The sequence below is a fragment of the Nesterenkonia sp. Act20 genome (assembly GCF_019173455.1).
Taxonomy (GTDB): Bacteria; Actinomycetota; Actinomycetes; order Actinomycetales; family Micrococcaceae; genus Nesterenkonia.
In genome coordinates this window covers 1,596,475-1,608,372 of record NZ_JADPQH010000001.1, presented here as the reverse complement: position 1 = coordinate 1,608,372, position 11,898 = coordinate 1,596,475, and the positions used below count along the sequence as shown (strand labels likewise).

General features: G+C 64.9%; 13 protein-coding genes and 1 tRNA gene. 10 read left to right on the top strand and 4 right to left on the bottom strand.

The window, feature by feature from the left end; translation table 11 throughout:
- Nucleotides 1–27 precede the first annotated feature (27 nt).
- The 4 genes from IY716_RS07395 to IY716_RS07380 are packed head-to-tail and all read left to right on the top strand — an operon-like array spanning nt 28 to nt 2,177.
- Nucleotides 28–366 (top strand): helix-turn-helix transcriptional regulator, encoded by a 339-nt coding sequence (locus IY716_RS07395; protein ID WP_218220918.1) that lies wholly within the window; start codon nt 28–30, stop codon nt 364–366.
- Nucleotides 363–896 carry a low molecular weight phosphatase family protein gene (locus IY716_RS07390; RefSeq protein ID WP_369699624.1) on the top strand — a complete coding sequence of 178 codons (534 nt, stop codon included), beginning with the start codon at nt 363–365 and terminating at the stop codon, nt 894–896. The genes IY716_RS07395 and IY716_RS07390 overlap by 4 nt, the downstream gene beginning before the upstream one ends.
- A 35-nt stretch (nt 897–931) precedes the next feature.
- Nucleotides 932–1,645 (top strand): hypothetical protein, encoded by a 714-nt coding sequence (locus IY716_RS07385; RefSeq protein ID WP_218220917.1) that lies wholly within the window; start codon nt 932–934, stop codon nt 1,643–1,645.
- Nucleotides 1,646–1,670: 25 nt separating this feature from the next.
- Nucleotides 1,671–2,177 carry an amino-acid N-acetyltransferase gene (locus IY716_RS07380; RefSeq protein ID WP_218220916.1) on the top strand — a complete coding sequence of 169 codons (507 nt, stop codon included), beginning with the start codon at nt 1,671–1,673 and terminating at the stop codon, nt 2,175–2,177.
- Between the two features lie 13 nt (nt 2,178–2,190).
- Here IY716_RS07380 and IY716_RS07375 read toward each other — a convergent pair whose 3' ends face one another.
- Nucleotides 2,191–3,336, bottom strand: a complete 1,146-nt coding sequence (locus IY716_RS07375) for an aromatic acid exporter family protein (RefSeq protein ID WP_369699623.1) — start codon at nt 3,334–3,336, stop codon at nt 2,191–2,193.
- 277 nt (nt 3,337–3,613) lie between these two features.
- Between IY716_RS07375 and IY716_RS07370 the strand changes: the two genes are divergently transcribed.
- The 4 genes from IY716_RS07370 to pstB all read left to right on the top strand — a co-directional run bounded on the left by IY716_RS07370 (nt 3,614) and on the right by pstB (nt 7,405).
- Nucleotides 3,614–4,549 carry a PstS family phosphate ABC transporter substrate-binding protein gene (locus IY716_RS07370; protein ID WP_369699622.1) on the top strand — a complete coding sequence of 312 codons (936 nt, stop codon included), beginning with the start codon at nt 3,614–3,616 and terminating at the stop codon, nt 4,547–4,549.
- An 83-nt stretch (nt 4,550–4,632) separates the two neighbouring features.
- A complete protein-coding gene (gene pstC, locus IY716_RS07365; protein WP_218220914.1) occupies nt 4,633–5,589 on the top strand; it encodes a phosphate ABC transporter permease subunit PstC in 957 nt (318 codons plus the stop codon).
- Nucleotides 5,589–6,512, top strand: a complete 924-nt coding sequence (gene pstA / locus IY716_RS07360) for a phosphate ABC transporter permease PstA (RefSeq protein WP_218220913.1) — start codon at nt 5,589–5,591, stop codon at nt 6,510–6,512. Before pstC ends, pstA begins: the two co-directional genes overlap by 1 nt.
- A gap of 122 nt (nt 6,513–6,634) precedes the next feature.
- On the top strand, nt 6,635–7,405 hold the full coding sequence (gene pstB, locus IY716_RS07355; RefSeq protein WP_218221456.1) for a phosphate ABC transporter ATP-binding protein PstB: 771 nt from the start codon (nt 6,635–6,637) through the stop codon (nt 7,403–7,405).
- A 44-nt stretch (nt 7,406–7,449) separates the two neighbouring features.
- On the opposite strand, the gene IY716_RS07350 is transcribed toward pstB, so the two are convergent.
- The 3 genes from IY716_RS07350 to IY716_RS07340 form a co-directional block, all read right to left on the bottom strand.
- Complete coding sequence (locus tag IY716_RS07350; RefSeq protein WP_218220912.1) at nt 7,450–8,466, bottom strand: inorganic phosphate transporter; 1,017 nt, start codon at nt 8,464–8,466, stop codon at nt 7,450–7,452.
- Between the two features lie 9 nt (nt 8,467–8,475).
- On the bottom strand, nt 8,476–9,093 hold the full coding sequence (locus IY716_RS07345; protein ID WP_218220911.1) for a DUF47 domain-containing protein: 618 nt from the start codon (nt 9,091–9,093) through the stop codon (nt 8,476–8,478).
- A 403-nt stretch (nt 9,094–9,496) separates the two neighbouring features.
- Nucleotides 9,497–9,569: transfer RNA gene (locus IY716_RS07340), tRNA-Lys, on the bottom strand.
- 128 nt (nt 9,570–9,697) lie between these two features.
- On the opposite strand from IY716_RS07340, the gene IY716_RS07335 reads away from it, so the two are divergent.
- Nucleotides 9,698–10,327, top strand: a complete 630-nt coding sequence (locus tag IY716_RS07335) for a hypothetical protein (RefSeq protein WP_218220910.1) — start codon at nt 9,698–9,700, stop codon at nt 10,325–10,327.
- A gap of 83 nt (nt 10,328–10,410) precedes the next feature.
- The gene (locus tag IY716_RS07330) at nt 10,411–11,778 is read left to right on the top strand and encodes an MFS transporter (RefSeq protein WP_369699621.1); all 1,368 of its coding nucleotides are present in this window, start codon (nt 10,411–10,413) and stop codon (nt 11,776–11,778) included.
- The last annotated feature ends 120 nt before the right edge of the window (nt 11,779–11,898 follow it).

The window sequence follows — 11,898 nt, the reverse complement described above, 5'->3', positions numbered from 1 at the left end:
GCTGCAAGCAGGATCGAAGGAGATGCCATGACCACTCAGCTCGACTGCCAGGCTACCGCGCTGGCAACCGTCTCCATCGATCCCGAGCAGGCTGCCGAGCTGGCCGTGGGCTTCAAGGCGCTCGCCGACCCCAACCGGATCACCCTGCTGACGCTGATCGCCGCGGAGCAGAAGGGCGAGGCCTGTGTCTGCGACCTCACCGAACCTCTGGGCCTGGGTCAGCCCACCGTGTCCCACCACCTCAAGGTCCTGGTCGACGCCGGCTTCCTCTCCCGGGAGAAGCGCGGGACCTGGTCCTATTATTCTCTCGTGCCGGGCGCGCTGCCCGAACTCTTCCACGCCATGACCGAAAGGACCGATCAGTGACAGAACGAGCCTCCCTGAACAGCCAGGATGCCTCCACCCACCCCGCCGATCAGCCGGTTCGCGGGGCTGAGGAGGAGATCGCTCCGGTCGCCGCGGCGGCTCCGCGCACCGAGACCCCTGCGGTGCTCTTCGTCTGTGTGAAGAACGGCGGCAAGTCCCAGATGGCCGCCGGGCTGCTCCGTCATGATCTGGCCGCCGCCGGAGAAGCAGGCGCCGTCGTCGTCTCCTCGGCTGGCACACAGCCCGGCTCGAAGATCAATGCGCTCTCCGCCGAGGTGCTTCAGGAGATCGGCGCAGACATCACCGGTGAGACCCCCACGCAGCTGACGCCGGAAGCCATGCGTGAGGCTGGGCACGTCGTGGTCATCGGTGCCGAAGCCGAGGTGGAGGAGCTCGACGGGGTCACCCTTGAGCGCTGGGAGATCGATGAGCCCAGTGAGCGCGGCATCGAGGGGCGCGAGCGAATGGAGCTTGTCCGCGACGACATCCACCTCCGGGTGCGCGAACTGCGGGAACGGCTGCTCAGCTGAGAATCACCCCCGGTGACCTCGGCTAACCTGGGGCCATGGGTTCGAAGCGAAGGCGGCAGTCTGCCGAGGTGTACAGGCGTCGTCGCATCTTCGTGGGAATCCTCGCCGTACTGCTGATGGCACTCGGCGGTCTGCTCACACTTCTCGTGGTCGGCTGGTTCAGCGACGAAGACCAGTCCGAGGATGGATCGAACTCCGCACCTGGCGGCGTCTCCGGCTCCGCCGACGAAGGAGCTTCCGAGGCAGAGCCCGAAGAGGGAGACTCGACCGGCTCCGGCGAGGAGAGCCCCGACGCAGAGGACTCTGGGAACGAGGCTCCGGAGTCCGAGGAATCTGAAGACGAGGCTCCGGAGGACGGCAGCTGCCGCAGCGGTGATCTGCTGGTCCGCGCAGAGACGGGTTCGGAGTCCTACGCGCCTGGATTCGCGCCGATGCTCGTCATGGAGGTGGAGAATTCCGCCGATTATGCCTGCACCGCAGATCTGGGAACCGCCGAACAGGAATTCGTCGTCTCCCATGCCGGTGCCATCGTCTTCTCCACTGCCGAGTGCTCGCTGTCTCGAGAGAACCTCGAGGTGAAGCTGGAGCCCGGGCAGGTTGAACGCGCGAACTTCACCTGGCCGCGCTCCGATTCTTCGGAGGACTGCGCCCAGCCGGACAGCTCGCTGAGCCCTGGCAGCTACGAGCTGACCGTGAGTCTGCGCGGAGTCCGCTCGGAGCCGCAGGAGTTCATCCTCAGCGAGGGCTGAGTGTTCCGCCACCTAGACTGAGCAGATGGGTTCCTTCATCACCAGGCCTGCGCGCACAGCCGATGTCTCAGCGATCATGGGGATGGCGGAGCCGCTGGTCGATCAGCGGGTGCTCGTGCCCAAAGAGGCCGTCGCCTACTACGAGGCCATCCAGGAATTCATGGTGGCCGAGGCCGAGGACGGCACCCTCGTCGGCTTCGGTGCGCTGCACGTGATGTGGAAGGACCTCGCCGAGGTGCGGACCCTGGCCACGGATTCACGCTGGCGCGGCCACGGAGTGGGTTCCGCGCTGCTGCAGGAGCTGACCAGTCGCGCCCAGCAGCTCGGCGTCAGCCGCGTCTTCTGTCTGACCTTCGAGGTCGAGTTCTTCACCCGCCACGGGTTCGGAATCATGGACGACCAACAGACCCTCGACCCCGAGGTCTATACCGAGCTGCTCCGGTCACCCGATGAAGGCGTGGCTGAGTTCCTCGATCTCGCCCGGGTCAAGCCGAACACGCTGGGCAACACCCGCATGATCCTGCAGCTATGAGGCCTTCCGGGACTCAGAGCTCGGGAAGCTGATCGCGGGCATCTTCGTGGGTGGACCCGGCCGCCTGCAGCAGGTCCACGACCAGCGTGCGCAGCAGCAGCACGACTGTCTCACCCTCCAAGGTCACGATCCCGAGTGACTTGGGGTGCAGGCGCTGCGCCAGCGCTGCCAGCGCCTCCTGAGCGGTTTCCATGCGTTGCGCGTAGGCAGAGCCAGGCTCCGAGACGGCCTGGGAGAGCAACAGCGAGGCATCGGCGAATTCATCCAGCACGGCTGAGAGATTCTCCACGCCGGCGTCGGTCAGTGACGCGTTGTCCACCGTGCTGATGATCCGCCTCGCCACCACCCGCATGCTGCGCACGGACAGATCCACCTGATCGGAGACCTCGGCCATGTGCCGGACGTAGTGCCGGTGCTTGCGGTAGGCGGGGGAGAAGCTTGTGAGCTCCTTGGCCGAGTTCACGGCAGTCCGCAGCTCGTCGATCTGCGGCTGGAGACCACGGCAGCGGATCAGCGAGTGCCAGGCCTGGCGTGAGTCGGAGCTGCGCACGGCTTCAGCGACGTCGCGCAGTGAGGCGGTCATCGAATCCACGACACTCTTGAGCTCGGCGATGGGCTCCCGTCTGGGGTCCTTCGGGGTCAGCAGGGTGATCAGCAGAGCCACCGCCCCGCCGACTATGGCATCGACGCTGCGGGTGAAGGGACCGAGCAGGCCCACTTCCGGCGGTGGGATCAGCACCACCAGCAGAGCTTGGAGTCCCATCTGCATCGCCAGCACCGGGCCCGGGTCGAGGAATCGTGCCAGCATGATCGAGAGGAACAGGACCAGCGCGGCAGTGGCCAGGTTGGACCCCAACAGCTGCAGCAGCACATCGCCGATCAGAATGCCGAGAGTGCACCCCACACTGACCTCGAGCACCTTGCGCATCCGGGGTTCCTTGGAGAATCCCAGGGCGATCAGCGCCGCGATGGCGGCGAAGAGGGGGGCCTCATGCCCCAGAACTTGTTCCGCCACGGTGTAGGCTCCGACCCCGGCAACGGTCATCTGCAGAGCGGGGATCACCGAATGCCGTGCCCTGCGGAGTCCCACCCGCGCTCGACGTGTGGTGAAACGGCGCGCACGAGTCAGCGAGGAGTCGGTGCTGCGCTCAGATGTCACCCCCAGAGTCTATTCCGCAGGACGGATCGGGGATACGAGCCGGCTCACACCTGAAGCCGAAGCTTGTTCACCAACCGTTCACCCAACGTGGGCAAGGGGGACACCTGAGCAGGGTCGCCAAGTCACCTGTCCTGCTTAGTGTGAGTCAAGGTTCGCCGGAGGCACCGAGGGGAACCGAAACAGACTTAAGCACGGCGCTTCCTTGCGCTTGATGAATCACACGAGAGGCATATACGTGAAGATGAGAACCTTTGGTCGAGCAGCGGCCATCCTGTCAGTGTCAACCCTGGCCCTGGTGGGCTGCGGCAACGGCGACGCTGACCCGAACTCCGAGGCTGGCGCCGAAGAGGGCGAGAACGCCGGTTCGGGCAACGTCGTCATCGATGGCTCCTCCACGGTGGCGCCGTTCGGTGAGGCGGCGGCCGAGCTCTTCATGGAAGAGAACCAGGGCATCCAGGTCCAGGTGGGCACCTCCGGCACCGGCGGCGGCTTCGAGAAGTTCTGCCGCGGCGAGACCGACATCTCCGAGGCCTCTCGCGTGATCGCTGAGGATGAGGTGGCAGCCTGCGAGGAAGAGGGGATCGACTTCGTCGAGGTCGGTGTGGCCAATGACGGACTGACGGTCATCGTCAACGAAGAGAACGACTTCCTCCAGTGCATCAGCCCTGACGACCTCTCCGAGATCTGGAACCAGGACTCCGAGCTGATGAACTGGTCGGACCTTGATCCCTCCTACCCGGATGAGCCGATCGAACTCTACGGTCCCGGCACGGACTCGGGCACCTTCGACTACTTCACCGAAGCGATCAACGGCGAGTCGGGCAACATCCGCGACGACTACAACGACATCGGCGAGGACGACTTCGCGGCGATCAGCGGCACATCCGGCAATGAGTTTGCCATGTCCTTCGTGCCGCTGTCCTACGTGGTCGAGGCCGAGGGTGAGCCGATCCGAGCGTTGGAGATCGAGAACGAAGAGGGAGACTGCGTCGAGGCCTCCAATGAGACGGTCCAGGACGGAAGCTACAACCCACTGGGTCGCGAGCTGTTCATGTATCCCTCGGACGTCGCGCTGGAGCGCCAGGAGGTCGTGGACTTCATGGCCTTCACCCTGGAGAACAGCGAAGCCATCTCCGAGGCGGCGAACTTCATCCCGCTGACCGAGGAGCAGGCAGCCGAGGCCCAGGAAGCCGTGGACTCGATCACCAACTGATCGACCCTGCCGCGGAGGCTCGGTACCCGTTACAGGGCACCGGGCCTCCGTTCCTTGCGTATATGAAAGTAGAAGGAGCATAGGTGAGCACCACGACGCGAACCGACCGACCCAGCGTGGTCCTGGTCGCGCAGTCATCCCGGTGGGGTGAGAAGCTGATCCACTTCTGGCTCGGCTTCTGTGCCTTGTCCTCGGTCATCATCACGGTCGGTATCGTTCTGGCCCTCTTCACGCCGCTGCCCGAGTTCTTCAGCCGAGTCGACTTCCGCGCGTTCTTCTCCGCGGACCCATGGGCGCCCGCCCTGGCCACACCCTCCTTCGGGGTGTGGAACATCGTTGTGGGCACCTTGAACGTGACCATGTACGCGCTGATCGTCGCGATTCCCGCGGGCCTGGGTGCGGCGATCTACCTCAGCGAGTTCGCGGGCCGACGAGCCCGGAAGGTGCTCAAGCCCGTCCTGGAGGTCCTCGAAGGTGTCCCCACGGTGGCGTACGGCATCTTCGCCTTCATCTTCGTGACTCCGCTGCTGCGCGACAACTGGCCGACCTGGTTGCCAGGGGATCTCGGAGATGCTCCGGGCATCTTCTCCTCCGGTGCTGCGGGCCTCGTGCTGGGCGTCATGATCATCCCGACGGTCGCCTCCATCTCCGAGGACGCCATGTCAGCGGTGCCTCGATCCTTGCGAGAGGGCGCCTATGGTCTCGGCAGCACTCGTATGCAGGTGGCGACCAAGGTCGTCGTCCCCGCGGCGCTCTCCGGCATCGTGGCTGGATTCGTCCTGGGCGTCTCCCGAGCGATCGGCGAGACGATGGTGGTGCTTCTGGCCGCCGGCGCGAGTCCCAACCTCACGCTCATGCCGAATGAGTCGGTGCTGCCGATGACCGCCTTCATCGGGCGGACCGCAACAGGCGATATCTCCGTCGGCACCGATGTCTACTTCACGATCTTTGCAGTGGGTGCCCTGCTGTTCACCATGACCTTCCTGATGAACATGATTTCCATCGCCCTCGTCCGTCGATTCCGGGAGCAGTACGAATGATGAGCACGCGCGCCGAGAAGGCGTCCACCGTCGCCCGTGACACGACCAGGCGCATCGCCATGGGCAAGCGAAAAGGCATCTGGAAAGAGCAGCTGTTCAAGTACGTCCTGATCCTGTGCATCGTGATCGCGTTCGTCACGCTCCTGGCGCTGATCATCCATTCCGCGTGGCTGGGACGGGGACGCCTGGATCTGAACCTGATCACCCAGATGCCCTCCACGTTGAACCCGGAGACCTCGGGGATGCAGTCAGCCCTCTGGGGCACCGTGATCCTCATGGTGGGTGTGCTGGTCACCGTGGTTCCGCTGGGGATCTCTGCAGCGGTCTACCTGGAGGAGTACGCGGACACCGAGCGTTGGTGGAATCGCTTCATCGAGCTCAACATCCAGAACCTCGCCGCAGTGCCCTCCATCGTCTTCGGCATCCTTGGTCTGGCCTACGTGGTCCGTGAGGGCTTTGCGTTCGGGCCGGTGGCCTATGCAGGTTCGCTGACCCTGGCGATGCTGGTTCTGCCGACCGTGATCCTGGCTTCCCGTGAAGCCTTGAAGGCGGTCCCGGACTCGATCCGGCAGGCCTCCTATGGCATGGGAGCCACGAAATGGCAGACCGTATGGCACCAGGTTCTGCCAGTTGCGGTCCCCGGCATGATCACCGGCACCATCCTCGCGATGTCCCGGGCGATCGGTGAGACCGCTCCGCTGCTCCTGGTCGGTGCCACCACCTTCGTGACCTTCAACCCGGACAGCGCCTTCGCCGGTGCCTACACTGCGATTCCCGTGCAGATCTACCAGTGGGCCTCACGTCCACAGCCGGAGTTCCGCGAACTGGCCGCTGCAGGTGTCATCCTGCTGATCGTGGTGCTGCTGATCATGAACTCCGCCGCGATCTGGCTGCGCAACCGCTACTCGCGCTTCGACCTGTGACCCACTCCGGCCTACCCCTCTTTTCGCCGTCCTCACCCCTGAATGACAAGGACCACTGACAAATGACTTCGCAGACCACCACCGAAACCACCAGCAATACCCGCGGTCATGTGCCCCCAGTGATGGCGGCCAGGGAGCTCGGCGTGTACTACGGGGATTTCCATGCCGTGTCAGGGGTGAACCTCGACTTCAACCGTCATGAGGTCACCGCGCTCATCGGACCGTCAGGCTGCGGCAAGTCCACCGTTCTGCGCAGCCTGAACCGGATGAACGACCTGATCCCCAAGGCGCGGGTCGAAGGTGAGGTCACCTATCACGGGCAGGACATCTACCAGCCGAAGATCGACCCCATCGAAGTGCGACGCCGGATCGGGATGGTCTTCCAGAAGCCCAACCCCTTCCCGAAGTCCATCTTCGACAACGTCGCCTATGGGCCCCGCGTGACGAAGATGAAGGTCGACTCCATGAACGACCTCGTCGAGCAGTCGCTGCGCCGCGCGGCGCTCTGGGACGAGGTCAAGGACAACCTGAAGGGATCGGCATTCGGCCTCTCGGGCGGGCAGCAGCAGCGCCTGTGTATCGCACGCGCCATCGCCACCTCGCCGGATGTCATCCTGCTCGATGAGCCCTGCTCATCGCTGGACCCGATCGCGACAGCCGCGATCGAGGATCTGATGACTGACCTCAAGCAGGAGTACACGCAGATCATCGTCACCCACAACATGCAGCAGGCGGCTCGCATCTCTGACACGACGGCCTTTTTCACCGCGGGGGTCGACGAGGAGTCAGGCAAGCGTATCGGCCGGCTCGTGGAGTACAACGACACGTCCTCGATCTTCAACAACCCGGCAGAGAAGTCCACCGAAGACTACGTCTCGGGCCGCTTCGGGTGATCTGGAGCTGTCGCGGCTGAGTGGACCTCTGTCCACCGGCCCGCTCAGCCCAGCAGAGGACTCATGGCCAGCGTGAAGAGTGCAGTCGCGGTGCTTGCAGCCAGCGGGGTCAACACCCAGTAGAAGCAGATTCGCCGAAACTGTCGCCAGTGCACCGTGGCGAACCGCTGATTCGAACCGGCTCCGATGATGGTCGAGGCCGCTGTCAGCGAGGTCGACAGCGGCAGCGCAAAGCCCAGTGAACCGATGAACAGCAGCGCGGAGGTCGTCGTCGTGGCGACCATGCCGCGCAGCGGATCGATGTCCACCAGACGATGTCCCAACGTGTGTCCGATGCGCCACCCCCCGGTCAGGCAGCCGGCGCCGATCAGGACGGCGAAAGCCACATAGACATAAGGAAGCCACTGCTGAGCATCCTCCACCTGCGCGGCGACCAGCGCGGTCAGCAGGACGAAGGACAGTCGCTGGCCCTGCTGCAGCCCGGTGCCCAGTGAGGTCACTCCGACGCTGACCGACTGTGCCATCCGAGAGGTGGCGTTCACCGCGTCGGGATCCTCCCCGCGGGCGAAGCGGACGGCGAGGAATACCAGCAGGTAGGCGAGGCCGAAGGCGACCAGAGGTGAGAGCAGCAGTGTCATGGCTACGCCCACCCATGGCATCGCCAACACCTCAGCGATGTCCAGGTCGGCGACGGCGGAGGCGGCCACAGTACCGCCGAGAAGAGCGGCGAGCAGCGCGTGTGTGGTGGATGTGGGCATCCCGCGCACATAGGTGAACAGGTTCCAGCCCAGCAGAGAGACCGAGGCCGACAGCACGACGGCGAGCAGCAGACTCGGTTCCATGCGCGGGAACTCGAACCAGGTATAGAGGTAGATGCCCAGCGGAAGCGCCAGCAGGACACCCAAGGCGTTGAATGCTGCGGCCATCCGAGTCGCGGCGCGAGCCGTGAGTGCACGGGTGCGCACCGGAATGGCGATCGCGTTGGGAACATCGTGCAGGCCTGCAATGAACGCATTCGGGGCCAGCAGGACGCAGATGAGCCCCAACAGCAGGTTCTCCACGACGCGGCCTCAGGACTCGCGGACGATGATTGAACCAGCGGTCACAGCCACCGCACGCTGATCCTCGACGGCGGCGAGGAGGGCATTGGCTATCTGGGCCTGCTGCAGTGCGATGTTGGGCTGAAAGGCATTGTCACTCGACGTCATCCACACGCGATGAGTACGGTTCGCCTGCTTGGTCAGACGCTGCATCTGAATCCAATATTCCTCCAGCAGGTCGAAGTCCTCGAGACGAGACATGGCTGCCACCGTGAGGTCCAGCTGACGGCTGAGCGTCTCCAGCTGATCAGCGCTCTGCGTAGGAAGACTGAGGGTGGGGCGCGCCAGAATGAGGTCACCGGCGGCCACCACGTGCTCCATGGTGCGGTTCAGCTGCTGGGAGAGTGCATAGATGTCCTGGCGCGGCAGCGGGGTCAGAAAGACGCTGCGAATATGGGTCATCAGGTTGAAATGCAGATCCATCGCGCGACCTTCGAGCTCGATCAGCTGCTCTCGGAGAGCCGCTCGATCGTCGTGGGCGCTCCCCAGCAATTGGGAGATCAGCTGGACGCCGACGCGGACTTCACGAGCGATGCTCGCGAGAAGGTCGGTGGCCTCAGGCTTGCGCTGGCCTCTGCGTACGATCATGCGGTGCGTGTCCCCAGGGTGAACGAGTGTCGACGTGTCGGCCCCGAGTGTATAGCGCGCAGATGAACATCTCTGAGACGTTGGAGCAGGGAGCGGCAGGTCAGCGGCCAGAGGCGAGGCAACACGGACCGCGAGGCGGCTGCGCGTCAAGAGTGGGGGTGTGCCGGGCTGGGAACGCCTCACGGCGCGTGGCCGCTCGAAGCGGCTCGAGAATGGAGCCCGGGGGTTACCGCAGCCCGGCACACCTCCAGTGTGCTCCCTGTCCGGGGGCGAGGTCAACTGGGTCGTGAGCGTCTGAGGGGGAGCGGTTCCGGGCCCCTCATCTGCGCTGGAGAATGAGCGATGCCCAGGTCAACGCCGTAGCGTGGACCTGGGCATCGCTGTCTTCTACGGCAGAGGCCGGTGGGCCCTGCGGGACTCGAACCCGCGACCAGCGGATTAAAAGTCCGATGCTCTACCAACTGAGCTAAAGGCCCCTTCAGAAGCCCCTGAAGACGTGCCCTATGGTATCGCCGCCGCGGCCTGCGGCATAATGACGGACACCATGCGAGCGCGGCGATGATGCCGACGACGGACCGAAGCGAATCTCTTCAAGGAGGACGCGATGAGCAGCCAGCCTCGCCACCGCAGGCCCAGGTACACCGAACCAGCAGCATTCGATCAGCGGGAGGGCGGGGCCGACCCCGCCATCATCTCCCAGGCGGCCCACGACACGGCCCACGCACTGGTGTTCCACGGTCGGGATTCCGATGATCCCGAGGTGACCGAGCGCTTCATCCGGCTGGCCGAAACCGAAGGCATCGAGGCGATCGCCGAGCTCTGGTCCGATTCACCCGCGCACTCGTTGGCAGGCGGTCTCTGGAGGATCTACGCGATCCGCGCCGCCGTGAACAAGGACCCACAGCGGATGAGCGAGTACTACACACTCGGCAAGACCGACTCCGCGCCGCATGCGATCGCCGGTGTGGCCGAGCCGCCCACCGCACAGGAGATGGACCGCCTGGCGGACCTGGTGCTCGCCGGGATGTATCGCGGTGACATTGACTCAGCCTTCGACCGGGCCGGTGCCTTCTGCCGCGTGGTCGCCCGAGGTCAGGCTCTCTGGGCCGGAGGCTCAGAGCGTCACAGTCCCGAGTCCGCCCGTCGGCTGACCGAGCGGGCGAACCAGCTGCTGCGCACGGCCGAGGAGCTGGAGAGCGCCGCCCGCGGTTTCCGCGCCGGCACGCTGGACTGAGCTGTACGGGTCACTCCGTGGCGAGCGAGCGGAGTCGTTCACGCAGAGCTCGGTGGCCAGGTCCGGTGGCTTACACTCTCCTCGTGCACCAGAACACCTCGACGCCTTCGACGGCGCTGCCTACGGGAGAATCGGTCCTGCAGAATCTGCCCTGGCGGTGGAACACGCAGGGACGGATCTTCATCGTCGGCGGGCTCGGGTTCATGTTCGACGCCTGGGACGTCTCGCTCAACGGCATCCTGATCCCGCTGCTCTCCGAAGAGTGGAACCTCACCTCCTCGGATGCCGCCTGGATCGGCACCGCGAACCTGATCGGCATGGCGGTGGGGGCGGTTCTCTGGGGCACCATTGCGGATCGGATCGGGCGCAAGAAGGCGTTCGCATGGACCCTGCTGATCTTCTCGGTGTTCACGCTGGCAGGGGTCCTGACCGGCAGCCTCGAATGGTTCGTGCTGTTCCGCTTCCTGGCAGGCGTCGGACTCGGTGGCTGCATCCCGGTGGACTACGCCCTGGTGGGCGAGTTCACGACTGCCAAGCATCGCGGGCGCGTCCTGACCGCGATGGACGGCTGGTGGCCGCTGGGAGCCGCGCTCGCGGGCTTCGTCTCCGCCTGGCTCATCGGCACCTGGGGAGACTGGCGGCTGCCGCTGCTGGCCATGATCCTGCCCGCGCTCCTGGTCTTCGCCGTGCGGCTCTTCGTCCCCGAATCCCCGATGTATCTGATGCGGCAGGGCCAGATGGACGAGGCCCGCAGGGTCATCGACTCCATGGTGACGCGCACCGGCGCAGAGGTGCGTGAGTACGCGCTCGCGCCCACCCAGGCACCGCCGAAGCTGAGCTTCAGCGCCATCGGCGAGCAGCTCAAGCTGGTGTGGGCCCACAGCTGGCGAGTCACCACCGTCTCCTGGGTGCTCTTCCTCGCGATCATGACCGTCTACTACATCGCCATCCAGTGGATGCCCACACTGCTGATCGAAGCCGGTTATGAGCAGGACCAGGCCTTCATCCGGACGGCGGGGATGGCCGCCGTCGGACTTCTCGGCGTGGTGATCTCCACCGTCCTGGTCGAGCTCACCGGGCGTCGGGCACTCCTCGCCGTCTCTGCGCCGCTCGCCACGGCGATGCTGGTGGTGCTCGGACTCACGATGCACCTGCCCACGGCTGTGCTGCTGCTCCTGCTTGGGTTCGGCATGGTCATCCAGATCAGCATTCCGGTTCTCTACACCTACGTCTCAGAGCTCTATCCCACCGAGCTGCGCGGCTCGGGATTCGGCTGGGCCTCGACCATCTCTCGGATCGGAGCCGGGCTGGGCCCGCTGGTCTTCATCGCCTGGATGGAACCGACCTTCGGGCTCGCTGGTGCCTTCGGAATCTGCCTCATCGTCGTGATCGCAGCGGTGCTGCTGATGCTCAAACTCGCTCCCGACACCACGTCCAAGCAGCTTGACTGACCCCTGAAGGCCCCGTTGCGCCGGTGAACATCTCAGAAACATCCACGCAATGTTTGATGTGGAAATGTGTCGTACTATTGCCTGCATCACTCGTTTCACGGCACCCACCTGGGTGCCGTT